Source organism: Ralstonia sp. 24A2, assembly GCF_051783885.1.
Classification (GTDB): Bacteria; Pseudomonadota; Gammaproteobacteria; order Burkholderiales; family Burkholderiaceae; genus Ralstonia.
In genome coordinates this window covers 481,747-505,335 of record NZ_JBPVZD010000002.1, presented here as the reverse complement: position 1 = coordinate 505,335, position 23,589 = coordinate 481,747, and the positions used below count along the sequence as shown (strand labels likewise).

The 23,589-nt window shown below is 63.5% G+C and carries 22 protein-coding genes and 1 riboswitch; of the genes, 7 read left to right on the top strand and 15 right to left on the bottom strand.

Translation table 11 applies throughout. From position 1 onward, the window contains the following. Positions 1–371 precede the first annotated feature (371 nt). The gene (locus ACS13N_RS07170; RefSeq protein WP_438931008.1) at positions 372–890 is read right to left on the bottom strand and encodes a GNAT family N-acetyltransferase; all 519 of its coding nucleotides are present in this window, start codon (positions 888–890) and stop codon (positions 372–374) included. 14 nt (positions 891–904) lie between these two features. After that, the gene (locus tag ACS13N_RS07165; protein ID WP_438931007.1) at positions 905–1,462 is read right to left on the bottom strand and encodes a hypothetical protein; all 558 of its coding nucleotides are present in this window, start codon (positions 1,460–1,462) and stop codon (positions 905–907) included. A gap of 408 nt (positions 1,463–1,870) precedes the next feature. On the opposite strand from ACS13N_RS07165, the gene ACS13N_RS07160 reads away from it, so the two are divergent. From ACS13N_RS07160 to ACS13N_RS07150, 3 genes are all read left to right on the top strand, one after another. Then, positions 1,871–3,127: a DUF3466 family protein gene (locus tag ACS13N_RS07160; protein WP_438931006.1), complete on the top strand. Its 1,257-nt coding sequence runs from the start codon at positions 1,871–1,873 to the stop codon at positions 3,125–3,127. Positions 3,128–3,146: 19 nt separating this feature from the next. Then, positions 3,147–3,452 (top strand): panthothenate synthetase, encoded by a 306-nt coding sequence (locus tag ACS13N_RS07155; protein ID WP_438931005.1) that lies wholly within the window; start codon positions 3,147–3,149, stop codon positions 3,450–3,452. A gap of 133 nt (positions 3,453–3,585) precedes the next feature. Continuing rightward, positions 3,586–4,551, top strand: a complete 966-nt coding sequence (locus tag ACS13N_RS07150; RefSeq protein WP_438931004.1) for a hypothetical protein — start codon at positions 3,586–3,588, stop codon at positions 4,549–4,551. Between the two features lie 190 nt (positions 4,552–4,741). On the opposite strand, the gene ACS13N_RS07145 is transcribed toward ACS13N_RS07150, so the two are convergent. The 7 genes from ACS13N_RS07145 to ACS13N_RS07115 form a co-directional block, all read right to left on the bottom strand. Then, complete coding sequence (locus ACS13N_RS07145) at positions 4,742–5,281, bottom strand: peroxiredoxin family protein (RefSeq protein ID WP_438931003.1); 540 nt, start codon at positions 5,279–5,281, stop codon at positions 4,742–4,744. Further along, on the bottom strand, positions 5,271–6,332 hold the full coding sequence (locus tag ACS13N_RS07140; protein WP_438931002.1) for a transporter: 1,062 nt from the start codon (positions 6,330–6,332) through the stop codon (positions 5,271–5,273). The genes ACS13N_RS07145 and ACS13N_RS07140 overlap by 11 nt, the downstream gene beginning before the upstream one ends. Before the next feature lie 127 nt (positions 6,333–6,459). Beyond that, a complete protein-coding gene (locus ACS13N_RS07135) occupies positions 6,460–6,855 on the bottom strand; it encodes a DUF2946 domain-containing protein (protein ID WP_438931001.1) in 396 nt (131 codons plus the stop codon). A gap of 307 nt (positions 6,856–7,162) precedes the next feature. Beyond that, complete coding sequence (locus ACS13N_RS07130; protein ID WP_438931000.1) at positions 7,163–8,002, bottom strand: tetrahydrofolate dehydrogenase/cyclohydrolase catalytic domain-containing protein; 840 nt, start codon at positions 8,000–8,002, stop codon at positions 7,163–7,165. 139 nt (positions 8,003–8,141) lie between these two features. Next, a riboswitch (ZMP/ZTP riboswitch) is annotated at positions 8,142–8,224 on the bottom strand. A 63-nt stretch (positions 8,225–8,287) separates the two neighbouring features. After that, positions 8,288–8,779: a hypothetical protein gene (locus ACS13N_RS07125; protein WP_438930999.1), complete on the bottom strand. Its 492-nt coding sequence runs from the start codon at positions 8,777–8,779 to the stop codon at positions 8,288–8,290. A 114-nt stretch (positions 8,780–8,893) separates the two neighbouring features. Further along, positions 8,894–10,255, bottom strand: a complete 1,362-nt coding sequence (locus ACS13N_RS07120) for an ABC transporter ATP-binding protein (RefSeq protein ID WP_438930998.1) — start codon at positions 10,253–10,255, stop codon at positions 8,894–8,896. Positions 10,256–10,285: 30 nt separating this feature from the next. Next, the gene (locus ACS13N_RS07115; RefSeq protein WP_438930997.1) at positions 10,286–12,049 is read right to left on the bottom strand and encodes an ABC transporter permease; all 1,764 of its coding nucleotides are present in this window, start codon (positions 12,047–12,049) and stop codon (positions 10,286–10,288) included. Between the two features lie 290 nt (positions 12,050–12,339). Between ACS13N_RS07115 and ACS13N_RS07110 the strand changes: the two genes are divergently transcribed. Together ACS13N_RS07110 and ACS13N_RS07105 are read left to right on the top strand one after the other, a co-directional pair. After that, positions 12,340–12,627 carry an acylphosphatase gene (locus ACS13N_RS07110; protein WP_438930996.1) on the top strand — a complete coding sequence of 96 codons (288 nt, stop codon included), beginning with the start codon at positions 12,340–12,342 and terminating at the stop codon, positions 12,625–12,627. Positions 12,628–12,766: 139 nt separating this feature from the next. Continuing rightward, on the top strand, positions 12,767–14,353 hold the full coding sequence (locus ACS13N_RS07105) for an inorganic phosphate transporter (protein ID WP_438930995.1): 1,587 nt from the start codon (positions 12,767–12,769) through the stop codon (positions 14,351–14,353). A gap of 42 nt (positions 14,354–14,395) precedes the next feature. On the opposite strand, the gene ppk2 is transcribed toward ACS13N_RS07105, so the two are convergent. The 3 genes from ppk2 to ACS13N_RS07090 all read right to left on the bottom strand — a co-directional run bounded on the left by ppk2 (position 14,396) and on the right by ACS13N_RS07090 (position 17,871). Further along, on the bottom strand, positions 14,396–15,295 hold the full coding sequence (ppk2, locus tag ACS13N_RS07100; protein ID WP_438930994.1) for a polyphosphate kinase 2: 900 nt from the start codon (positions 15,293–15,295) through the stop codon (positions 14,396–14,398). Positions 15,296–15,428: 133 nt separating this feature from the next. Beyond that, a complete protein-coding gene (locus ACS13N_RS07095; RefSeq protein ID WP_438930993.1) occupies positions 15,429–16,286 on the bottom strand; it encodes a 23S rRNA (adenine(2030)-N(6))-methyltransferase RlmJ in 858 nt (285 codons plus the stop codon). A 190-nt stretch (positions 16,287–16,476) separates the two neighbouring features. Further along, positions 16,477–17,871 carry a CoA transferase gene (locus ACS13N_RS07090; RefSeq protein WP_438930992.1) on the bottom strand — a complete coding sequence of 465 codons (1,395 nt, stop codon included), beginning with the start codon at positions 17,869–17,871 and terminating at the stop codon, positions 16,477–16,479. Between the two features lie 140 nt (positions 17,872–18,011). Here ACS13N_RS07090 and ACS13N_RS07085 point away from each other — a divergent pair, with 140 nt between their 5' ends. Next, the gene (locus ACS13N_RS07085; RefSeq protein WP_438932806.1) at positions 18,012–19,244 is read left to right on the top strand and encodes a citrate/2-methylcitrate synthase; all 1,233 of its coding nucleotides are present in this window, start codon (positions 18,012–18,014) and stop codon (positions 19,242–19,244) included. 9 nt (positions 19,245–19,253) lie between these two features. Here ACS13N_RS07085 and minE read toward each other — a convergent pair whose 3' ends face one another. The 3 genes from minE to minC are packed head-to-tail and all read right to left on the bottom strand — an operon-like array spanning position 19,254 to position 21,171. Then, positions 19,254–19,508 carry a cell division topological specificity factor MinE gene (gene minE / locus ACS13N_RS07080; RefSeq protein ID WP_438930991.1) on the bottom strand — a complete coding sequence of 85 codons (255 nt, stop codon included), beginning with the start codon at positions 19,506–19,508 and terminating at the stop codon, positions 19,254–19,256. A 14-nt stretch (positions 19,509–19,522) separates the two neighbouring features. Then, entirely contained in the window at positions 19,523–20,341 is an 819-nt protein-coding gene (minD, locus tag ACS13N_RS07075; RefSeq protein ID WP_438930990.1) for a septum site-determining protein MinD, read from the bottom strand. A gap of 44 nt (positions 20,342–20,385) precedes the next feature. Further along, on the bottom strand, positions 20,386–21,171 hold the full coding sequence (gene minC, locus ACS13N_RS07070; RefSeq protein ID WP_438930989.1) for a septum site-determining protein MinC: 786 nt from the start codon (positions 21,169–21,171) through the stop codon (positions 20,386–20,388). 322 nt (positions 21,172–21,493) lie between these two features. Here minC and ACS13N_RS07065 point away from each other — a divergent pair, with 322 nt between their 5' ends. Further along, complete coding sequence (locus tag ACS13N_RS07065; protein ID WP_438930988.1) at positions 21,494–23,569, top strand: bifunctional 2',3'-cyclic-nucleotide 2'-phosphodiesterase/3'-nucleotidase; 2,076 nt, start codon at positions 21,494–21,496, stop codon at positions 23,567–23,569. Positions 23,570–23,589: the final 20 nt, after the last annotated feature.

Genomic DNA, 23,589 nt, shown 5'->3' with positions numbered 1-23,589 from the left:
TGGGAAAACCGCTTTCACATCAATGATTTGCAGAACGGACAACCCATCGGACAGCATGTGCTGTTGCGTGGATGAGTGCGGGCAATCGCATTGGGCACGGTCACCACGGTTGGAAGTTGTGCCCGTGCTATGCGCACGCTGACCCCGGAGAACCAACACGCTTGTCCCTGGAGTTGTTCACAGGGGAAGGTGGAGTTATCCACAGAGGGTTCGGTAAACCATGGTGATGCACTAGACGCGCCTTCGTATCGAAGCAAGCGGACACCCTAATCCAGCGTGAGCTCCATCTCTTGGTTCAATCTCGCGGAAGGTCGCTTCATCACACAGCCATTGCCGCGCAGATGTCGCAGTGTGATCGGGCGGGAAGAATGCTACGAGCCAGATTGGCAAACAAACCGCGCCATGGAGAGATCAGCGATATACGACCCGTCGGGCAGCCGTATGCGCTTCTCGAACCGTCCCTCTTCCACGAATCCAAAGCGCTTGTACAAGGCAATGGCGCGGGCATTCGTCGCCCTGACTCGAAGCTCAACTTTTTCGATGCGAGGATGGCTTTCCGCCCAGGCTATCAGTTCGGTCATGAGCAACGTGCCCACCCCGCGCCCCAGGTGACCGGGGTGGACGACGATCGTGAGACTGAAGACGTGAGAGAGCGCGATGAGGGTCATCGGCTCCAGGAACGCGTGCCCGATCGGGGTGCCCTCGTGCTCTGCCACAAGGTACAGCCCATCTTGCTCAAGAAGCGCGATCTTTTGCTCGAATGCCTCAACCCGCAGCTCGTGAGGCTGTGACACCAGCAGGCCCGGGGTGAGTGCGGTGGCTTTTTCGGCGGCACACAATGCGGCGGCATCGGCTTTGCTTGCTCTTCGGATGGTGGTTCGTTCCGTCATGGTGCGCCATCCCATCAAGCATACGAGTGCTGAAAGAAATTCGGAATCTGGCCCAACCGGATTTTGTGTTCCCACGTATCCAGCCATGTGCTGCCCATCGCCCAGAACGTGCGGCATCGGGCGAGATACTCAAGAACAGGCTCAACCTGGCCTTCCCGCAAGAGCGCCTTTGCAAGTTGCATGGTCGGTCCAAAACTGTTCAGTTGAGGCGATCCCTGAGTACAAGCAGATGCTTGAAGCTCAGCAACGGCCGTCGATATGTTCCGTTCATCGAGCGCCAGTAGACCCAGCACTGTATGGCTCAGGTGAAGAGCATTGCCGTAGTTCCAGTTGCCTTGATAGCCAGGTGCGAGACTTAGCGCGCGCTCTGCATATCGCTTTGCCTCAGCAAGCTGGCCAAGGTGGAATGCCGCAGCCGCTGCGCCAGGTAGATGAACGAAGGCTTCATCCTCGGACTGAGCGCAAGCCAACTGTGCAAGTTTGCCGGGAGCTCGAGCGAGAGCGATTTCGCGTATTTCGGTTTCCATCTCCGGAGTGAAAGGCGCCTTCTCCGTTTCTTCCTCGTAGGTCATGTTGGGTACCCAAATGGAAACGAAATGCAGTGTAGTTCAGCGACGTGTGGACAACTGCCTTCTGCACAGCCCAAACACACTCGCGCCTGCGTTCCGATGGCGCACACGCCCCCGTATTCCCACCCACTTCCTTGCGCCCGTAAGGAACACCCTAGCACCCCCGCGCCGTAAACATTACGGCCGCCACCTTCGCATCCATGGTTCCGACATGCGTCGATTCGAGCATCGCGGCTCTGGTCGCCCGCCCTGCGTGCTGCCCGCATGCGAGTGGCTGATCCGCTCCGGAGATACCCACAAAGGTTCTCCACAGCGGTTATCCACAACGGCTGTCCACAGGGTGTTTCAGATCTGCAAAGGTTTTGGCGTGAAACGCGTGCCTCTCGGCTGCAGGCCGGTCGCAAGACTTGGATGCACAACCTGTGGCGCGACTTTTGCATCGCGCACGGCGGCTTTGCCAATTCCCGTTTTGAATGTGCGACACCGATGCCGGGGTCACCCATTTGGGGTGGCACCCGCTTGCTGCGTCTCCAATCGCGCGAGCTGCAGCGATCCGCTGTCGTGCATGTTCCGGCCGTCGGGTATCAGGCGTTGGTCCGGAACGTTTCAAGGCGCCAACCATGTCCAAGAGTCCAAGACTCAAAGGGGCGCAACATGCTGTTCACATCCAAGCTGTCGAGTAGGGCGACGTCTCTTTGGCGCGCGCTGCTGGTCATCGTGCTGCTTGCCTTTGCGGTATTGCAGCCGGCCGTCGCTCAAGGCGGGTACACCATCACCGATTTGGGCACGCTGCCCGGCGGCGCCATCAGCCAGGCGACCGGCATCAACGACCGAGGCCAGGTGGTTGGGTATGCGGACACCGCAACCGGCACCCATGCGTTTCTGTATGAGAAGGGTGTCATGACCGATCTCGGCACCCTGGGCGGCACCAACAGCGAGGCATTCGCGATCAACAAGCACGGCCAGGTGGTCGGCAATGCGCAAACCAACATCGGTGGCATGCACGCCTTCCTGTATGACAACGGGGTGATGACCGACCTTGGCACGCTACCGGGTGGCAGCATGAGTTACGCCACCGCCATCAACGATCGGGGCCAGGTGGCCGGTTACTCAAACACCTCCACTGGGGCGTATCACGCGTTTGTGCTGGATCACGGGGTGATGACCGATCTCGGCACGCTGCCGGGAGGCGTCTACTTCAGCGGTGCATACGGCATCAACAACCACGGCCAGGTGGTTGGCCAATCCAACACCAGCACTTATGACCATGCGTTCTTGTTTGACGATGGTGTGATGCACGATCTCGGTTCGCTTGCGGGCTATCAGAGTAGCGCCAATGCAATCAACAAGCATGGCCGCGTGGTCGGCTCCTCATACGCTGTCGATCAAAACAATCATGCAGTCATGTGGAAAGACGGCGTGATCGCCGACCTGGGCACGCTGGTGAATGGGAGCTTCAGCATCGCCTATGCGATCAACCATCGCGAGCAGGTGGTCGGCACAGCGGGCACCGCCACGGGCACGCACGGTTTCCTGTTTGAAGACGGCGTGATGAAAGACCTCGGCGCATTGCCCGGCGACCAGTACAGCGATGCAAAAGGAATCAACGATCACGGTCAGGTGGCCGGCAGTTCAGGTTTGCACGCAGTGCTGTGGAATCCACGCTAACGCACCCAGGAGGACAACCATGCGCATGCTCATGAACGTGCGAATCCCGCACGAGCCCTTCAACACCTATGTGCGCGACGGCTCCATCGCCGAGCTGATCCCGCGCGTGATGGAGGCGATCAAACCCGAAGCCGCTTACTTCACGGAACAGGCCGGTGGCCGCGGTGCGGTGCTCATCGTCAACCTGGATGCGCCATCGCAGATTCCCGCACTGGCCGAGCCGTGGTTCCTGCTGTTCAACGCCGATTGCGAGTTCCGCGTGGTGATGAGTGCGGAGGACTTGCAGAAGGCGGGGTTGGTGGGGATTGGGGAGAAGTGGAAGTAGGAGAATCGGGGCGGCACACGCGCGGCGCCCGATTGCAGTCGGGCGGCAAAATTGTCACAGGCAGAGGTGCGGCAGGAACTTGTCGGTATAGGGTGGACTCCCTTTTTTCGTACCCGTTCATCGAGAGCCCATCATGCGCAGCCCCCTTGCTTGCGGAAAACACCTGTTCACCACGCTGGCCCTGCTGCTGGCTTGCGCCGGTGCGGCGGCCAGCGAGCTGCGCCATTTTCTCTACACCGGCTCTGATGAGCTGACCAAGATCGAGCCGCTGCTCCAACGCCCTGATATCGAGGGCGTGCAAATCGTCTATAGCTGGAAATCACTGGAGCCTGCGCCGGGCCGCTACGACTTCTCCAGCATCGAGCGCGATCTGGCGTATCTGCAGCAACGGAACAAGACGCTGTTCGTGCAGGTACAGGATCGCTTCTTCCTGCCGACCGCTCGCCATATCCCTTCGTATCTGCTGACCGACCCCGCGTATGGCGGTGGGCTGGTGCGCCAATCCGATGATTCCGAAGTCAACCCGGGTGGCAGCGGGTGGGTGGCACAGCAATGGAACCCGGCGTTACGCCAGCGCTTCCAGGCGCTGCTGGCCGCGCTGGCAAAGCAGTTCGATGGCCGCATCCTGGGGATCAATCTGCCGGAAACGGCCATCGACATCGATCGCAAGCGTGACAAGACGCGCTTCAGTTGCAACGGTTACTTCAACGCCACGCTGGAGAACATGCGCTTCGCCCGGCAGCAGTTCCATCAGTCCGCGGTTGTGCAGTACGTCAACTTCTGGCCATGCGAATGGGACAACGACCACCAGTACATGTCCCGCACGTTTGCCACTGCTGCGCAGAAGGGCATCGGCCTGGGCGGGCCGGACATCGTCCCATGGAAGAAAGCGCAGATGAAGAACGCCTATCCGTTCTTCCATCAATACAAAGGCAAGCTGCCACTGGTGGCCATGGCAGTGCAGGAGCCCACGCTGCGCTACATCAACCCCAAGACCGGCAAGCCGTTCACACGCGACCAGTTCGTGAGCTTTGCCAAGGACTATCTGGGTGTGGATGTGATGTTCTGGTCGGTCGATTCGCCTTGGCTCAGGCGATAGGCGTGCGGGCTGGGGCCAGTGCTCCGGTGCACTCCGCCTGGCGCAAGCCAATGCCGACGACACGCTGTCGTACATCAACTACCTGCCGCAGTAACGATCCCTCGTACTTGACGTTGCCCAACGTTGCGTCGTTGACCGGGCCGGAGTGCGTCTCCGGCCCGTTTTTGTTGGCGTGTTGTTGATAGGCCCGTCAACGCAGCAATGGTGTGACGATGCGATCCAGGCGTTCAGTCGTCCACGCGGGTTCACGCGAATCCCAGCCGTTGTCGGCCAGCAGGCCATTGCGGTCGATCGTGAAGTTGACCGGAATCCGCCACACGCGGCCGTAACCGCCGGCATAAGCGCTGCCGAGCAACCCCACGGGAAAGCTCCAGGCCGCCGCCATTTCCCGCACCGCAGGCAATGAGGCCGGCTCATCCAGGCTGAAGCCGAGAACGCGCAGGCCGCGGTCTGCATGCTTTGCTGCGTAGTCGGAAAGCAAGGGCAGCTCTTGATGGCACGGGCCGCACCATGTCGCCCAGAAGGTCAGGATCACAACGTGGCCGCGCAGGTCTTCGGTGGAGATGCTGTGCCCGTCAATCGTGCGCAGCACCAGCGCAGGCGCTGGCCGCCCGACTTCAAGGCTTGCCGCCTGCGCATCGTGAGATGGGCTCCCCAACCCGGCGCCCAGCGCCGCTGCACCGGCCGTTTGCAGCCACGCGCGCCGCGACCATGCTCGATCAGAATGCATAGCTGGCTCCGACCGTGCCCGACCAACGCGGGAAGAGTTGATACCCCTGCAGGTTGCTGTAGAGCGCCTTCTGCAGGAACGCATAGATCTGCACGTTGTGCGTCACACTCACCGTCACCCCTGGCGACAGGTAGACCACCGTACCTGCGGTGTTGGTGGTATCGGCCAGCGCACCCTTGTCGGCGTTCTTGCGTGTGACGTTGAACTGCAGCTGCGGCACGATGTGCGGATCGGCCTCGTAGCGCACGCCAAAGCTCATGGTGGCGAGGTTGCCCGGACGGAAATCCGCGCCAGTCTCATTCAGCCGTTGGTACACCGCGGCCTGGAATTGGCCGTTGACGAAGGCATCGAAATCCTGGCTGACGGGCTGGTAATAGTAGGCGCCCAGGATCACGTCGGTGCTGCCTGTGCCGGGCTGCAGGCTGGTATCCAGTGCTTGCCCACCCGCCGCGTTCTGGCCGCTGTTGAAGAACACCGGGTTGCGCCCGACGGTGTTGCCGGTCAGCACGTTCTGGCCGCCGTAGCGGCCAGTCGGCAGCTTGACGCCCAACTGTACGCCCAGGTTGTGTGTGGGCAGGAAGCCCTGGTAGCTGGCAATCAGCTTGATGTCGCCCAAGCCACTGGCGGTGGCGCCACTGATGTTGTTTGGGGTGAGTTGGTCAGATGTGGCTGCACCATAGGTCGTGTGGCTGCGGTCCACATAGGGCACGATCGCGCCAAAGCTCCAGCTGCTGTTCGGGCTGTAGTTGATGCCGAGGTTGATGTAACGGTTGATGGTCTGGCGCTCCACCTCCTGATTGCCACCCGCGTCGTTAATGCTTGCGGCCTGCGCCGGCGTGACCGAGTGCGTACCGCTGCGCAGCTGGTTCTGCGGGAGGTAGGTGTAATCGAAGCTGATGCGCCAACCCGGGATGGCCGAGTAGCCCATCGCTGCGTCGGTGCTGAGCGAACAGCCACAGGTGGCGCAGGCATGTGCTGCGACAGGTGCAAACACGCCGGTGGCGCAGACGAGCAGTGCAATGCGCCGGACGATGTTGGATGGCGTTGTCATGAAGATTCCTCACTCTGATAGATGCGTGCGCGCCCCAAACGGTCATGGGTGCATCGCACGATGTCTTGCCTGAAACGGCGCCGGCCGGGTGCGATGCGACGTGCGCTTGGTGCCCCGGTCAACGTGGTCAGAGGAGGGTGGGGGAGTCGCGTGGCCGCCCGGCATGGCGCGCTTTGTGCGCAGACAACCGACCGGGTTCCGGAGCCCATGCGATTGCATGGACGGGGGCTGGCGTCGCCATCGGGGGGAGGATGGTCGGCGCCAGCACATGCTCTGCCAGCAGATCGCAATAGCCGCATGCCACTTGGTGGCCGGAGGGCATGTCGTGCCAGATCGACCCGATGGGCAGCTCAGCGACGACGGCGGCAGGCGTCTTCGCCTCGCACAGCGGCATGCTTTGCTCGAACACCCGCAGTTCATGCCGCTCCAGCGCTTGGCTCACCATCGGCGCAAACAGCACGAGCGCCATCGCTACCAGGCCAAGCCAGGCAGTCAATGTCTTGCGGGTGCGAGCGAAATGCATGGTGGGCTGTGGGAACGGCCGGACGTCGCCAGCATGTGCGGATGCGCGGTATTACACCGCAAAAAGGCATCGACATCCAGAACAGCGCGAGAGCGACGTTGCCCTCTGTTTGAGCGCATGCAGGGTGATGATCCGCCGTGTCCTGACAGGGCCGTCCGTGGGACGTCTTCACGGCGTTACCTGCCAGGGCTGACTTTCGTGGCTTGCCGTGCGGCAGAAACTGACCACAGCGCCGAAGACCACCCCAGACAAGGCGTGGCACTTCGGGGCTCTCATGTGGAGGCGCCTTCCGGGTGTGCTCGGTGCTTCAGCTGGTGGACTGCTCAGCCGCAGTGAGCGTGTGCCCGATCAACGTTGAGATGGTCATCGGACCAACGCCGCCAGGCACGGGTGTCACGGCGGCACAGCGTCCAACCAGGCCGCTGTGGTCGACGTCTCCAATGCCGCCATTGTGATAGCCCGCATCGATGACGACGGCGTTGTCGGCAATCCAGTCGCTGCACACAAACCTCGGTTTGCCCACGGCCGCAACGACGATGTCGGCACGACGTACCTCGTCCTGCAGATGGATGGTTCTGGAATGGCAGAGCGTAACGGTGGCATTCGCGTTCGACAGCATGAGCGCCATCGGCTTGCCAAGGATGGCGCTACGGCCGATGACAACTGCACGCTTGCCGGCCACGTCGATGTTGTAGTGCGCCAGCAAGCGCATGATGCCTGCCGGTGTGGCCGAACCAAACGCGGGCTCCCCCAATGCCATCCGGCCGAAACCGTGACTCGTCACGCCATCCACATCCTTGGTCACGTGGATACGGTCAAAGCACAGGCGCTCGTTGACGTGCTTGGGCACCGGGTGCTGCAGCAGGATGCCTTGCACGTGCGGGTCTGCGTTCAATGCGTCGATGACGGCAAGCACATCGGACGTTGTTGAAGATTCCGGCAGCTCGATCGCCTTGGACGCCATGCCAACGCGTCGACAGGCGTTACCTTTCATCTTTACGTAGGTTGCCGACGATGGGTCGGCGCCGACCAGGATGGTGGCGAGCACCGGCACGTAACCGTGTCGCGTTTTGAATGCGCTGACGCGCTCTGAGAGCACACCTTCGAAGTGCGCTGCGACTGATTTTCCATCGAGAATGATTGTCATGGCTATGCTCGCGGTGGTTCGCGCACATCTCCATCTCAATCTCTTTGCTCATGGCAACTGCATGACGGCCGCCTGCGGTGCGTGGAGAGATCGATGAAGAATGTCGGGCGAAGATTGGTGAGGCTCGTAGGAACGAATACCAATGTGCCCAGGCGAACGGCGGCGCAGCCGCTACGCTTCCCGATGGTGGCCCATCCTGTCTCGCCAGTCGCGTAGCGCAGCAATTATCTGGCTTTGTGCGATGGATGCCAATGCCTTGTCGAGACCGACTTGGCCGGTAACGAACTAGCCGCCGCTGCCTTGAAAGAACTGCGGTGGGATTTCCACAGCAAACCACTCGTCAAACTCGACGACAAATGTCTTCTTCAGGAACCCCCGCTTGGTGATGCGATAGGGGATGTAGATGAAGCGAGAATAGCCTGCTGCTTCCACATGCACACGCACCCCATCGGGTGCGCTTGGCGAGTATTCCGGCGGGATGTTGACGTTCGCCGCAAGTGCCGTGGCCAACACGTTGCCGTTGAGGGCATCGGCCTTGAAGGCCTGAGCGAGCAACGTGTAGATCTCCAGCGGTTTCGGTCGCTCTTGCCCGTTGTAGCCACCGACCGATCCGAGCGTGCCATCCTTCGACAAGGTGGCACCAAACGGATAGAAATCCCCGGCACGTTCGAGCATCGTCCGCGCGAAATCGGCGCAGTTGGTCAACAACGCGCTCAGTTGTTCAGGGGATACCACCATGTTTGCTCCTTCTTGTTTGCGTTTGAGGATGCAGGTCATGCTGCCGCGGTGATAACCGCTGGCTTCACGCTACCGAGAACCGATACCAACACTTGAACAGAAAAGAGCCGCATCGTGCGGCTCTTTCTTGGGGAACAACCAAAGGGCGCCGTCTTACGCCCCAGCCGCGCCATCCCCACCTTCCTGCGCTTCACGCTCTTCGCGTTCCTCGCGCTCTTCACGGGGCAGGGTCAGCATGCCGGTGTTGTACACGTACTCGTACACCTCGCCGTAGCGGCCCCACTCAATACCGATCTTGAGCACGCGCTCGGCTTCTTCGGGCTTGAGGTAGGCCTCCAGTTCGCGCAGGATCTGCTCTTCGCGAATCTCGCCGTCTTCGTTGGTTTCCAGCTCCGCGCGGATGTGCGAGGCCAGCGCCACCTGCTCCAGCAGCTTCTGGCCGAACAGCACCTTGCGCTCGGGCGGCTCGGTTTCCATGTAGGTCTTGCCGAACGGGGTGACGATGATGTCGCCACGCTCGATGGTGGCGAGCTGCAGCAGGGCCAGCGCTTCGCAGGCGGGGAGCAGGTCGTCGTCGGTCACGCCGGCTTCTTCGGCCAGGTGCGGCAAGTCTGCGCGGCCATTGAACGGGGCTTCGACCAGCAAGTCGAGAATCGCCTCCATCTGGCCGATCTCGGCTTCCGGCAGGCGATAGGCGAGTTGCTGCGCAGCAGACTCGGCGCCCACGTGCACACCCACGCGCTCCGGCGAGGTCATCAGGCCGTACACCTCGTCGATGAGGTTGCGCACAGCGGCGGAATCCCGGTTGCGCGGGCGCGGGAACGGCACGCGCACCTCGGCACGGATACGCCCCGGATCGCTGGAGAGGATGACGATGCGGTCCGCCATCATCACCGCCTCTTCAATGTTGTGCGAGACGATCAGGATGGCCTTGATCTTGGTGCGGCGGTCTTCCCACAGGTCGAGCATTTCGTCGCGCAGGTTCTCGCCGGTCAGCACGTCGAGTGCGGAGAACGCTTCGTCCATCAGCAGCAGGTCAGGCTCGGTCACCAGCGCACGCGCAATGCCCACACGCTGGCGCATGCCGCCCGACAACTCGCGCGGCAATGCGCTGTTGAAGCCCGACAGGCCGATCAGGTCGATGGCCTGCTCAGCGCGCTCTTCGCGCTCGGCCTTGCCCACACCTTGCGCTTCCAGGCCCAGCTCCACGTTTTGCTGCACCGTCAGCCACGGGAACAGCGCAAACGACTGGAACACCATCGCAATGCCCTGCACCGGGCCGCTGTATTCGCGCCCGCGGAACAGCACCTGGCCGCGATCCGCACGCACCAGACCCGCCATGATGCGCAGCAGGGTCGATTTGCCCGAGCCGGACTTGCCCAGCATGGCGACGATCTCGCCCTCGCGGATGTTGATATCCAAACCCTCGAGCACCGAGCGATCGGTGTGGTCTGCGGTGCGGAAGATTTTCGAGACGCCGCGCAGCTCGATGACGGATTCGCCGTTGGTGGCCATGATGTGTTCTCTGCTGAAAAGTCGTCGTCGTTACAGGCGGGTGCGCTCTTGCGCGATCTCGTAGAGGCGGTTCCACAGCAGTCGGTTGAAGCCGACCACGAACAGGCTCATCACCACGATACCCAGTGCAATGCGCGGGAAGTCACCCTTCGATGTCATCTCGGCGATGTAGCTGCCCAGGCCCGTGGCCACTAGCGTGCGGTCGCCCCACGTGACGTATTCGGAGACGATGCTGGCGTTCCACGAACCACCCGCGGCCGTCACCAGGCCCGTAAGCAGATTGGGGAACACGGCCGGAATCAGGAAGCGCTTCCACATCAGCCAGCCGCGCAGGCCGAAGTTGCGCGCGGCCAGTTTCAGCTCGGTCGGGATGCCCGTGGCACCAGCAATCACGTTGAACAGGATGTACCACTGCGTGCCGAAAATCATCAGCGGGCTCAACCAGATTTCGGGGTTGAGCGAAAAGCGCGCGATGAGCATCACCGCCAGCGGGAACATCAGGTTGGCCGGGAACGCCGCCAGGAACTGCGCCACCGGCTGCGCAATGCGCGCCACGTTCGGGTTCAGGCCGATGCGGATACCGATCGGCACCCAGATCAGCGCGGCCAGGGCGATCAGCAAGATCACGCGCGTCATGGTCAGGACGCCGAGCCACAGCACGTGGCCGACTTCCGCCCAGCCCACTTCGGAACGCACGAACTGCAGGATGTGCACAACGGCCGCCAGCGCGGCCAGGATGATGATGACGTCAGCTACACGGTTCCACCACGGAAAGCGCGGGAGGAAGCCGTTACCACCCGCAGCAGTGGGCCGCGTGCGCTCGGCGCCCCAGGACAGCGTGCGCTCGGCCAGCGCGGCGGTGCGCTCCAGCAGCGCCTTGACCCATTCCGAGCGGCGCAGCAGGTCCAGCAGCCACGATTGCGGCTCGCGCTCGGACGACATCGCATCGAAGCGGAAGCGGTCTGCCCAGGCAATCAGCGGGCGGAACAGCAATTGGTCGTAAAGCAGGATGCCGATCAGCATGGCCAGGATGGCCCAGCCGATGGCCGGCAGGTTCTGTTGCTGGATCGCCAGCGAGATATACGAACCGATGCCCGGCAGCTTGATGTCGTGGCCCGATACCGAGATCGCTTCCGACGCCACCACGAAGAACCAGCCGCCCGACATCGACATCATCATGTTCCACAGCAGGCCCGGCATGGCGAACGGCACTTCCAGGCGCCAGAAGCGCTGCCACTTCGACAGGCGGAACACCGTGGCCGCCTCTTCCAGGTCGGTCGGGATGGTGCGAAACGATTGGTACAGCGAGAACGCCATGTTCCACGCCTGCGACGTGAAGATGGCGAAGATGGCCGCGCACTCCACGCCCACCAGGTTGCCCGGGAACAGCGCAATGAAGCCCGTGACCGTAATCGACAGGAAACCCAGCACCGGAATCGATTGCAGGATGTCCAGCGCCGGCACCATCACCTTCTCGGCCGTACGGTTCTTGGAGGCGATGGCCGCAAACGCAAACGAGAACGCCAGTGACGCACCCAGCGCCAGCAGCATGCGGATGCTGGTGCGCAGCAGGTAGTAGGGCAGTTGCGCCACGTCCAGGCTCACGTCCAGCTGCGTCTCGCCGGGCGTGTACGGCACGTTCATCTGCTTGGCGGCAAAGGCCACCAGCACGATGGCCGCCAGGATGATGGGCAGCAGCGCCAGGTCAAAGCGGTTGGGCGGTGCCGTCAACAGGTTGCCGAAGTTGACGCCAAAGGGGCCCCGGATGGTGGTTTCGTTGTCGTTTTGCTGCATCTTGAATAACCGGGACGAAATTCGCTGACGGACATCGCGCTGCGCAACCTCTGCCTGGGCTGCGGCGCGATACGTGGCGTGGGTGGCGGAACGCGGCGCCAGAACGTCGTGTTCGGCATCGCTTGGCACCCGGCGGCAAGCCGCCTAGTTTACCTTGCGTAACGCCGGACCTTGCCGTGCGGTTGTCAGTCTGCCTACGTCACATTCCAGAAATGTGACAGAGATGCGACAACGTTGGTTTGTCATCTTTCTTCCAACAACCTGTCTGCCGTCTGCCCTGGAGCCGCCCCATGTCCGCCATCGCGCAAGTGATCGTTACCGTACAAGGCCGCGTGCAGGGTGTGGGCTACCGGGCGGCCTGCGCCGACATGGCCCTGGCGCTCGGCCTGCGGGGCTGGGTACGCAACCGTCGCAGCGGCGCGGTCGAAGCCTTCCTGGCCGGCCCCGAAGCCAATGTGCTGCGCATGCGCGAATGGATGTGGGAGGGGCCCGCCGGCGCCCAAGTCACCGGACTGGACGTCGCTCCCGGCACCAACGAGGCGCTGGTGCCGGGGTTCGAGATCCGGCCAACGGTGTAGACCATACCGCCAGGTTCTTGCCGCGCCAGTCCATACATCGGCAATCAACGGAAACAAACGCGACACGAAACCGTCACCTACGCCCCATTGGCGACTCCTAGAATCGAGCACTCCCCCTGCCCCCGCCTCGGTGATCCCCATGTCGCATCCGCTTTCCGTGCAACCCGGTGCTGTGCCCGCGCGCTTTCGCAATGCTGGCATTGCCCTGTTTCTGCTGATCCTGGCGGCCGGTGCGGCCTATGTGGTCAGCCACCTGGTATCCGACCTGGAAGGCGTGGTCAGCAGTTCGGTGCTGCCGTTCGTCCTGCTTGGCATTGCGCTGGCGATTGCGCTGGGCTTTGAGTTCGTCAACGGCTTTCATGACACGGCCAATGCCGTGGCCACGGTCATCTATACGCATTCGCTGTCGCCGCACCTGGCGGTGGTGTGGTCGGGCCTGTGGAATTTTGCGGGGGTGCTGACCTCCAGCGGCGCGGTGGCCTTTGGCATCCTGCAACTGCTGCCGGTGGAGCTGATCCTGCAGGTGGGCAGCCACTCGGGCTTTGCGATGGTGTTTGCGCTGCTGATCGCGGCCATCATCTGGAACCTGGCGACGTGGTATCTGGGGCTGCCGTCGTCCAGCTCGCACACGCTCATCGGTTCGATCATCGGCGTGGGCCTGATGAATCAGCTCTTGCGCGGCGCCAACGGCACCAGCGGGGTGGATTGGAGCCAGGCACTGGGGGTGGGCAAGTCGCTGCTGTTCTCGCCCATCGTCGGTTTTCTGCTGGCGGCGCTGCTTCTGCTGGTGCTCAAGGCACTGGTGCGCGTGCCGGCGCTCTATGCCGAACCTGAGGGCAACCAGCCGCCACCGTTCTGGATTCGCTCACTGCTCATCCTCACGTGCACAGGTGTGTCGTTCGCGCACGGCTCCAATGACGGACAGAAGGGCATGGGCCTGATCATGCTGATCCTGATCGGTACGGTGCCCACCGTCTACGCGCTCAACCGCGCCGTCACGCCGGCCGAGACGCAGACCTTCCTGGCCGTGTCGCATCAGGCGTCGGCCGCGCTCGGCAAGTACGCCAACGGTGTGGCGCCTTCGGCCAACCCGCGTGAGGATGTGCAGGCTTATGTGCAGTCGCGCACGCTCATGCCCGCCACGCTGCCCGCCGTGCAGGCCCTGACGGAGACCATCGCCGCGCAGGTCGGCCAGACGGGCTCGATGGCCAGCGTGCCGCAGAACGAGGTGGATAACGTCCGCAACAACATGTACCTGGTCTCCGAGGCCATCCGCCTGCTCAAGAAGAACGGCCAGCCGGCCATCGGCAAGAACGATCAGGCCATCGTCGACAACTACAAGCAGCAGCTCGACCACGCCACCAAGTTCATCCCCACGTGGGTGAAGGTGGCGGTGGCGATTGCGCTGGGCCTGGGCACGATGGTCGGCTGGAAGCGCATCGTGGTGACGGTGGGCGAGAAGATCGGCAAGCAGCACCTGACGTATGGGCAGGGTGCCTCGGCTGAACTGGTGGCGATGGCGACCATTGGCGCAGCCGATGCGTACGGCCTGCCGGTGTCGACCACGCATGTGCTGTCGTCGGGCGTGGCGGGCACCATGGCCGCCAATGGCTCGGGGCTGCAGTGGAATACCGTGCGCAGCCTGCTGCTGGCGTGGGTGCTGACGCTGCCGGCGTCGATCGTGCTGGCGGGCGCGCTGTACTGGGCGTTCAAAGCGGTGTTCTGAATTCCCTGCACAGCGCGCGGGTGGTACCGGTGCCTCAGTAGCTCAGTAGACGTTCGGGACGATCATCTCGTCGGGCACCGGGTGGCGGATGTATTCCGCGTGGTGCACGCGATCGGGCAGCAGCACCGGCGGATGCGGCACCGGGTGATATGGCACCTGGCTGAGCAGGTGGTCGATGCAGTTCAGGCGCGCGCGCTTCTTGTCATCGGCCAGCACCACCCACCACGGCGATTCCGGAATGTGCGAGCGCTCCAGCATCGCCTCCTTGGTGCGCGTGTAGTCTTCCCAGCGGCGGCGGCTTTCCAGATCCATCGGGCTCAGCTTCCACTGCTTGAGCGGATCGTCGATACGGCTCTGGAATCGCACTTCCTGCTCTTCGTCCGTCACCGAGAACCAGTACTTGACGATCTGGATGCCGGAGCGCACGAGCATCTTTTCGAACTCGGGCACGGAGCGGAAAAACTCTTCGTATTCCTCGTCGGTGCAGAAGCCCATCACGCGCTCGACGCCGGCGCGGTTGTACCAGCTGCGGTCGAACAGGACGATCTCGCCGGCGGCGGGCAGATGCGCCACGTAGCGCTGGAAATACCACTGCGTGCGTTCGCGGTTGGTGGGGGCGGGCAGGGCAGCCACGCGGCACACGCGCGGGTTCAGCCGCTGGGTGATGCGCTTGATGGCGCCGCCCTTGCCGGCGGCATCACGCCCTTCAAAGATCACCACCAGCCGATGGCCGGTCTCGATCACCCAGTCCTGCAGCTTGACCAGTTCGCCCTGCAGGCGGAACAGCTCGCGGAAGTACATGCGCCGCGTCTCGCGAGACTCCTCGCTGATGCTCTCGCCGCCGAGCAGGTGGTCGTCGATCTCCATTTCCAGCTCCTCGTCCAGGGTGTCGAGGAGGTCTTCCTGCAGCCTCGCCTGTCGCGCTGCGTCGCGTTCGCTCATGATTCCTGCTCCTGCCGTCCTACCGAATGGGGCACGCCGCCCGGAGGCGGCGCATCTTCAAGCATACGCCCGACTAGGTAGCACAGGCATGTGGCATGGCAGTGACATGGGGCCGCGGCAGGCGCCACCGGGCTCAGCTTGTCTGGGCTTCGAGCGTGAACTTGGCGGCGCTGTCCTGACCAAGCAGACGGACCAGCGTGGGCATGGCCTCTTCCAGTTGTGCCTTGAGCGTCCACGGCGGGTTGACGATGAACATGCCGCTACCGTGCAGGCCCAGGCCGCCGGCAACCGGCTGCTTGACCGTCAGCGTCACGTGCAGCCAGTCACTTCCTCCCAGCCGCTTCAGCTGTGCCGGCAGTTGCACCGATTCACGCCGCTGCACCTGCGGATACCAGACTGCGTACATGCCGGTGGCAAAGCGCTGCAGGCTGTCCTGCAGGGCCTGCACGGTGCGCGCGTAGTCCCGCTTGTCTTCAAACGAGGGGTCGATCAGCACCACGGCGCGACGCGGCGGCGGGGGCAGGATCGCCTTGATGCCAGCAAAGCCGTCGCCGTCGTACAGCATGACCCGGCGGCCGGCGCCACGGAAATTATTGGACAGCACCTTGATCTCGGTGCTGTGCAGCTCGAACAAGCGCAGGCGATCGGCATCGCGCAGCATCTGCCACGCCAGCCACGGCGATCCGGGGTAGTGTTTGAGATCGCCTTTCGGGTTCAGCTCGCGTACCTGGTCGAGGTAGGCATCGAGCAGCGGGGGCATCGGCTCGCCTGCTGCTGCGGCACGCCACAACGGACCGATGCCGGTCTCGAACTCGGCCTTCTTCTGGGCCCATTCGTGGTCCAGCGCGTAGAGGCCTGCACCCGCGTGCGTGTCGATGTACCAGAACGGCTTGTCCTTCTGCGTCAGGTAGTCGAGCAACTGCGTCACGACGGCGTGCTTGAGGACATCGGCATGGTTGCCGGCGTGAAAGGCGTGGCGATAACTGAGCATGAATAGACCAAGTGCGCCTGAAAGCTCAGAACCTGTTCATGATCCTATTGCGCAGCCCGATCTTGCCCCTGCGATGCTCGCCGTACGCGTGTACGGCTGCGCTTCTCGGGTCAACCTCGGGCCGCTCGCTACAGATTCTGAACAGATTCTACGGCGCACGGGCGGCAGAAACGGGGATAAGGCGCGAATGCTACCACCGCGCGGGATGTGTCCCCAGCGGCACGGTAGGCAGCGCCCAGTGCGGCGGCGTGTCGGAAAGCTGCCCTGCGTGGCGCATGGCCGTCAGCGTGCCGAAGCCGGACGGGGTGGTTTCCAGATACGCGCCGACGTCTTCGTAGCGCGGGTCTGGTACGTCAAAGCCGTTGGCCACGCGGCCGAAGCTGCGCAGCCAGCGCCCCGTCTGCGCGAGCGACACGCGTACGTGCCAGCTCCCACCTTCGGTCATGCGGCGTGCAAGCGCGGTCATGGCACCAGCGGCCATCAGGTAGCCCGTACCGTGGTCCAGCGCCTGGGCGGGCAGCGGGTGCGGCTTGTCCTGGCCGGCCGCTTCCGCTTCGGCCCAGTTGAAGCCGCTGGCGGTCTGCACCAGTGAATCGAAACCACGCCGATTCGCCCACGGCCCCTCGTAGCCATAGGCACACAGGCTCACGTAGACAATGCCGGGGCGTGCAGCGGCGGCCTGCTCCGGGCTGAAGCCAAGCGCTGCCACGCCGCCGGGTCGATAGCCCTGCACAAAGACGTCGGCACCACTCAACAGCGTGCGCAACTGCGCGGCGCTGGCGGCATCGCGCAAGTCCAGTTGCGCGGAACGCTTGCCGCGCCCGGTATCGACCACCAGCGACGGAATGGCAGGCAGGTGCGGCGCGGTGACGAGCAAGACGTCAGCCCCATGCGCCGCCAACGTCCGACCGCACACCGGGCCGGCAATCACGCGCGTGACATCCAGCACGCGCACGCCCGATAGCGGCCGGCCATCAGCGTACGCCGCCAGCGGTTCGGGCGGGGCATCGCCGATGCGTTCGATGGTCATCAACGGCTGGCCGGCCATGGCCACGCCTTGCGGGTGGCGATCCCACTCATCAAACGTGCGTGCGGCGGCGACCACCATGCCGACCTGCGCGGCAGCTTCCTCAAACGCTTCAGCCTTCCACTGGCCCAACGCAGCGGCCACCGCATCGCGGTCGTACGCGCAGCCGAGCAGCTTGAGCACGCCATCACGGTGATGCGGGAAGTTGGTATGCAGGCGCACCCAGCGGCCATCGCCGCAACGGTAGATGCCGGCGATCTTGTCCCACGGTTCGGGCGGCAGTTGGCCGTCGACTCGGAAATAGCGCTCGGAGCGGAACTCCAGCGCGGCATGACGCATGTTCACCGACACGGTTTGCTTGCGCCCGGTGCGCAGGGTATCAACCTGCGCGGCCGCCAACGTCGAGGCGGCGATGACGCTCTGCGCCAGCGTGTTCACCGCGAAAGAAGAGGGCAACGCAGCGGCGCCTGTCAACGTCACGCGCGACAGCGCGTCGGCGGGCTGGCGGAGCGTGCTCCACAGTTGGGCAAGGGCTTCAGTCGAGGTGAGGGTCTGCATGGAAGAACCAACCGCATCAGCAACAGGTAACGACATGACAGGACTCCGCAGAAAGAGGGTGCACGCATTACAGTCCTACGGTGGCAATAGCGTCAACATTGACTAGACTGATCAACCTCGATCGCCCGACCACGCTTGCGATGACCCAGTACCTTGATGCCGCTGAAGCTGCGCAGCGCCTGAACATCTCGCGTCCAACACTGTACGCCTACGTGAGTCGCGGGTTGCTGGCGGCCTACCCGTCACCCGATGGACGCGGCAGCCGCTACCGCGAAGCCGATGTGACCCGCTTGGCCGATCAGCGTGCGGGGGGCCGCCGCCCGCGCCAGGTGGTGCGCCACGCGCTGGACTGGGGGCTGCCGGTGATGGAATCGGCCATCACATTGATCGACAACGGGCGGCTGTTCTATCGCGGTACGCCTGCATTGGAGTTGGCTGAAAACGCCACGCTGGAAGCCGTTGCCGCGCGGCTCTGGCAATGCGATGAAGCGGCCGCCTTCGACGCGCCAGCACCGGTGCTGCCCGAGAGCTGGTACGCCGCGCTAGCGTCATTGTCGGACGCCGACATCCGCCAGCGCTGCATGGCGTTGTGCACGCTCGCACTGCCAGCGTTGGACGAAGCCGCATGGCGTCAGGACACTGCACGCACCGCACGCGACGCGGGTGCACTGCTGCGCCTCGTGTTTGCCGCCATGCTGGGCCGCGCGCCCGACGCATCACCCGTGCACCTGCAATGCCAACACGCATGGGGCGTTGACGCACAAGCTGCCGAGGCGATCCGTGTTGCGCTCGTGCTGTGCGCGGATCACGAACTCAATGCGTCGAGCTTTGCTGCACGGGTGGTGGCATCAACAGGGGCAAGCCTCGGCGCGGTGGTCAGCGCAGGGCTGGCTGCGCTCACCGGTGGCCGACACGGTGGCACCACGGCGCGCGTGGAGGCGCTGCTGAGCGAGCTGGAAGGGGAGCGTTCCGTGGCAACAGCATTGCGCCGTCGGCTGGATCGCGGGGATACATTGCCCGGCTTCGGGCACCCTCTATACCGGGAAGCCGATCCGCGTGCGAATGCCATCCTGGCGCGGCTGCCGAGGACGGGTGCGGTGCGCAGGCGGCTGCAATCGGTGATCGACGCCGTGGCCAACCTGACCGGCGATGGACCGTCGGTGGATTTCGCGCTGGTCGCCACGCGGCGTGTGCTGGGGCTGGCAGAGGGCTCAGCCTTTGGCTTGTTTGCGGCAGGGCGCACAGCCGGCTGGATTGCGCACGCGCTGGAGCAACGTGCCGCAGGGCAGTTGATCCGCCCGCGCGCGGCTTACGTGGGGCCGATGCCGGCCGCGCCGGAGGCACCGGCGGGCCGCATCATTCGCGTGCGCTGAGACGTTCGATCAGGCCTGCGGAATCTCGATCTTCACCTCCAGCACTTCCAGGTTGTCCTGGCGCTCGAGGTTGACCTTGATGTCGTCGTTGCCGATCTTCACGTACTTCGAGATCACAGCCACCAGCTCGCACTGCAGCGCGGGCAGGTAGTCGGCAGGGGCACCGGTGGCGGTGCGTTCATGGGCGAGGATGATCTGCAGGCGTTCCTTGGCGACGCTCGCAGTCTTCTTCTTTTCTCCCAGCAGGAAAGACAGAATCGACATGGATGTGCGTCTCCTTATTTGCTGCCGCCGAACAGGCGCTGCAGGAAGCCCGGCTTGTTGTATTCGACGTAGCGCAGCTCCTTCTCCTTGCCCAGGAAACGGTCGATCACGTCGTGGTAGGCGTTGGCCACATCGCTGCCTTCCAGGTGGATGGCAGGCAGACCCTGGTTGGACGCCTGCAGCACCGCTTCCGATTCCGGAATCACGCCGATCAGCTTGATGCGCAGGATTTCTTGAATATCGGAGAGCGACAGCATCTCGCCTTCGGACACACGCTTCGGGTTGTAGCGCGTGAGCAGCAGGTGTTCCTTGATCGGCTCCTTGCTTTGCTCGGCACGGCGCGACTTGGACGACAGGATGCCCAGGATGCGGTCCGAGTCACGCACGGACGAGACTTCCGGGTTCGTCACGACGATGGCTTCATCGGCAAAGTACATCGCCATCAGCGCACCCGATTCGATACCGGCCGGCGAATCGCAGACGATGTATTCGAAGCCCATTTCCTTCAGGCCTTCGATCACCTTCTCGACGCCGTCACGCGTGAGCGCATCCTTGTCGCGCGTTTGCGAGGCGGGGAGGATGAACAGGTTCTCGCACTTCTTGTCCTTGATGAGGGCCTGGTTCAGGTTGGCCTCTCCGTGGATCACGTTGATCAGGTCATACACCACGCGACGCTCGCAACCCATGATGAGGTCGAGGTTGCGCAGGCCGACGTCGAAGTCGATGACGGCGGTCTTGTGGCCGCGCAGCGCGAGGCCCGCGGAAAATGCCGCGCTGGTGGTCGTCTTGCCGACGCCGCCCTTGCCGGAAGTGACAACGATGATCTTGGTCATGGCTCGTATATCTGAAAGTTAAGTCGCTCGGCGCACGGGGTGCGTCACTTCATCCGCAACGGTTCGAAAACCAGCGTGTTGTCCGTGAGCCGGACCTGCGCAGGCTTGCTGGCGTAGGCGTCCGGCCACGGGGTTTCGCCGGTGCGGTAGATGCCGGCGATGGAAATCAGTTGGGGCTCCAGGCACGTGCAGAAGATGCGCGCATCCAGGTTGCCCTTCACACCCGCCAGCGCGCGGCCGCGCAGCGAGGCATACACGTAGATGTTGCCCTCGGCGATCACCTCGGCGCCATCGCTCACGATGTCCAGCACCACCAGGTCGCCACGCGCATAGATGCGCTGGCCGGAACGCAGGGGGCGGTCAATGACCATGGTGCCGGGCTGCATGGCCACGGCATCGACGGGGGGAGCGGAAGGAGCAGGGGCCGCAGCCTCAGGCGACGGCACTTCGGCGGCTTGGGCATGCTCGGGCGCGTCCTGGCCGTCCTTCGCATCCTTGTCACCGCGCGGGCGACGGCCGTGGCTGTCGAGCAGCGGCAAGCCAAAGGCCTGTGCCCACTCAGCCTGCTCGGGACTGGCCACCACACCGATCGCGCGGGCGCGCAGCGTGGTGAGGGTCTCCACCAGACGGTCGATGGGAAGGCGTTCGTCCTCGGCCAGGCGGCGCACGTCGATGGCGATCACGTCGTTGGAGAAAAACTCCGGCGTGTCGGCAAAGCGTCGCGTGAGCTCGGCGGCCAGGGCGTCCATGTCGGCGGTGCGCGGCGACAGCAGCAGGGCATCGACGGTGCCGCTGCGAATCTCGAACAGCGGCGCTTTCTTCTGGGACATAGAACGGCTACGCGGAAAAATGGGCTCATTCTAACGTTGTTGACGAAACGCCTTGGATTTTTTGACCCCGCCGATCCCCCATCCGGCGGAGAGCCGCCGTCGGCGCACGTCTTCGCCCGTAAGGTTCACGCAGAAATGTCACCCGCCGGTCACAGCTTCGTCACGCACCCTTCCGATACTCGCTGGCTTTGAGAGCCCGACCAGCCCCCCGGCCCAGTCAGCAGTTCTCTCGCGTTGCGCAAACGATCGCGTACGTGCCTCCAGCAGTTCATCCAGCAGTCCGTAGTCCGCATACCAAAAAAGAACCTTCAGGGAGAAGTTCATGCGAGTCCGACCGTTGTACTCGGCGGCGTTGCCGCTTGCTGCGTTGTTGTCGCTGTCACTGGCTGCCTGCGGTGGAGGTGACGACAACCCCACCAACGCCGGCAATGGTGGCAACCCCACGCCGGCCGCCGCTGCCCCCACCGGCACCAAGGCCACGCTGGCCGTGCTGGAAACCACTGACCTGCACACCAACGTGCTGTCGTACGACTACTTCAAGCTGGCCGCTGACAGCTCGCTCGGTTTCGAGCGCGTGTCGACGCTCATCAGCCAGGCGCGGTCGCAGTTCCCGAACACGCTGCTGCTGGACAATGGCGACACCATCCAGGGCACTGCCCTGTCGGACTACCAGGCCATGGTGAGCCCGGTCACGTGCGACCAGACCCTGGCGATCTACAAGGTGATGAACGCGGCCAAGTACGACGGCGGCGGCATCGGCAACCACGAGTTCAACTACGGCCTGCCGTACCTGTCGCAGGTCACGGGCAACACGTTCAACGTGGATGGCCTGCCGGATCCGTCCGCACAGAAGAAATGCGCGGGCCCGGCCTTCCCACAGGTACTGGCCAACGTGATGAGCGCGAAGACCAACGCGCCGCTGTTCCAGCCGTACACCATCATCACCAAGACGGTGACGGCCACGGCGCCGGACGGCAGCACCATCAGTGCACCGGTCAAGGTTGGCATCATCAGCTTCACGCCGCCCACCATCACGGCTTGGGACAAGCGCTGGCTGGACGGCAAGGTCTACACCGTCGGCATCAAGGAAACCGCTGCCAAGTACATCCCCGAGATGCGCGCAAAGGGTGCCGACCTGGTGGTCGCCATCTCGCACGGCGGGCTGGACAACTCGACGTACTCACCGACGATGGAAAACGGTAGCTGGTGGCTGTCCACCGTGCCAGGTATCGACGCGATGCTGATCGGCCACTCGCACCAACTCTTCCCGGATGCGAACAGCACGGTCTACCAGTTCAACCTGCCGGGCGTGGACAAGGCCAAGGGCACCGTGAACGGCGTGCCGACCGTCATGGCGAACTACTGGGGCAAGCACCTGGGCGTGATCAAGCTGGGCCTGACGTACAACGGCACGAACTGGGCGGTCGACAAGACGCAGACCACGGTGGAAGCGCGTTCGATCCAGAACGCCGACAAGACCTACGTGGCCGCAGACCCGGCCGTCTCCGCTGCCATCGCCACTGAACACCAGGCAACGATCAACTACGTGAAGACGCCGGTGGGCAGCACGGACTTCCACATGAGCACGTTCTTCGCCGATGTGGGTGACCCGGGTGCGATCGAGATCGTCAACCAGGCGCAGGCAGACTACGTGTCGACCTATGTCCAGGCCAACCTGCCGCAGTACGCGACGCTACCGGTGCTGTCGGTCAGTGCACCGTTCAAGAGCGGCTTTGGCGGCGGCACGGATTTCACCGACGTGGCAGCCGGCCCGCTGGCGATCAACAACGCAGCCGACCTGTACCTGTATCCGAACACGATCTACGCCGTGAAGGTGGCGGGCTCCGACATCAAGAACTGGCTGGAAACTGCCGCCAAGCGCTTCAACACCATCGACCCGACCAAGGCGACGGTGCAGAAGCTGGTGAGCACGTTCCCGGGCTACAACTTCGACATGTTCACCGACCCGAACCTGACGTACGAGATCGACGTCACGCAAGCCGTGGGCGGCCGCATCAAGAACCTGCAGTACAAGGGTGTGGCGATCGACCCGAACGCGCAGTTCATCGTGGCGACCAACAACTACCGTGCAAGCGGTGGCGGCAACTTCCCGGGCCTGGATGGCAGCAAGACGATCTACGCCTCGCCGGATGCCAACCGCGACGTGCTGATCAGCTACATCAAGAAGATCGGCAGCGTGAAGCGTGCAACCAATGGTTCGCAACGCAGCTGGCGCTTTACGAAGCTGGCCGCGTCGGTGGCGCAGGTGCAGTTCTCATCCGCCCCGGGCCGCATTGCTGACGCCACGGCTGCCGGCATCAACAACGTCACGCAAGTGGCGGCAGATGACGGCACCAACAAGGGCCTGGCGGTGTACCAGATCGATCTGACGCAGTAAGCCGTCATCAACAGGAATGG

Coding starts and splice junctions, on each gene's coding strand:
- ACS13N_RS07140 (WP_438931002.1), bottom strand. CDS start 6,332: ATGACAACGCCATCCAACATCGTCCGGCGCATTGCACTGCTCGTCTGC.
- ACS13N_RS07150 (WP_438931004.1), top strand. CDS start 3,586: ATGCGCAGCCCCCTTGCTTGCGGAAAACACCTGTTCACCACGCTGGCC.
- minE (WP_438930991.1), bottom strand. CDS start 19,508: ATGTCGATTCTGTCTTTCCTGCTGGGAGAAAAGAAGAAGACTGCGAGC.
- ACS13N_RS07135 (WP_438931001.1), bottom strand. CDS start 6,855: ATGCATTTCGCTCGCACCCGCAAGACATTGACTGCCTGGCTTGGCCTG.
- minD (WP_438930990.1), bottom strand. CDS start 20,341: ATGACCAAGATCATCGTTGTCACTTCCGGCAAGGGCGGCGTCGGCAAG.
- ACS13N_RS07170 (WP_438931008.1), bottom strand. CDS start 890: ATGACGGAACGAACCACCATCCGAAGAGCAAGCAAAGCCGATGCCGCC.
- ACS13N_RS07095 (WP_438930993.1), bottom strand. CDS start 16,286: ATGCTCAGTTATCGCCACGCCTTTCACGCCGGCAACCATGCCGATGTC.
- ACS13N_RS07085 (WP_438932806.1), top strand. CDS start 18,012: ATGACCCAGTACCTTGATGCCGCTGAAGCTGCGCAGCGCCTGAACATC.
- ACS13N_RS07155 (WP_438931005.1), top strand. CDS start 3,147: ATGCGCATGCTCATGAACGTGCGAATCCCGCACGAGCCCTTCAACACC.
- ppk2 (WP_438930994.1), bottom strand. CDS start 15,295: ATGAGCGAACGCGACGCAGCGCGACAGGCGAGGCTGCAGGAAGACCTC.
- ACS13N_RS07105 (WP_438930995.1), top strand. CDS start 12,767: ATGTCGCATCCGCTTTCCGTGCAACCCGGTGCTGTGCCCGCGCGCTTT.
- ACS13N_RS07125 (WP_438930999.1), bottom strand. CDS start 8,779: ATGACCTGCATCCTCAAACGCAAACAAGAAGGAGCAAACATGGTGGTA.
- ACS13N_RS07115 (WP_438930997.1), bottom strand. CDS start 12,049: ATGCAGCAAAACGACAACGAAACCACCATCCGGGGCCCCTTTGGCGTC.
- ACS13N_RS07065 (WP_438930988.1), top strand. CDS start 21,494: ATGCGAGTCCGACCGTTGTACTCGGCGGCGTTGCCGCTTGCTGCGTTG.
- ACS13N_RS07110 (WP_438930996.1), top strand. CDS start 12,340: ATGTCCGCCATCGCGCAAGTGATCGTTACCGTACAAGGCCGCGTGCAG.
- ACS13N_RS07090 (WP_438930992.1), bottom strand. CDS start 17,871: ATGCAGACCCTCACCTCGACTGAAGCCCTTGCCCAACTGTGGAGCACG.
- ACS13N_RS07145 (WP_438931003.1), bottom strand. CDS start 5,281: ATGCATTCTGATCGAGCATGGTCGCGGCGCGCGTGGCTGCAAACGGCC.
- ACS13N_RS07165 (WP_438931007.1), bottom strand. CDS start 1,462: ATGACCTACGAGGAAGAAACGGAGAAGGCGCCTTTCACTCCGGAGATG.
- ACS13N_RS07120 (WP_438930998.1), bottom strand. CDS start 10,255: ATGGCCACCAACGGCGAATCCGTCATCGAGCTGCGCGGCGTCTCGAAA.
- ACS13N_RS07130 (WP_438931000.1), bottom strand. CDS start 8,002: ATGACAATCATTCTCGATGGAAAATCAGTCGCAGCGCACTTCGAAGGT.
- minC (WP_438930989.1), bottom strand. CDS start 21,171: ATGTCCCAGAAGAAAGCGCCGCTGTTCGAGATTCGCAGCGGCACCGTC.
- ACS13N_RS07160 (WP_438931006.1), top strand. CDS start 1,871: ATGCACAACCTGTGGCGCGACTTTTGCATCGCGCACGGCGGCTTTGCC.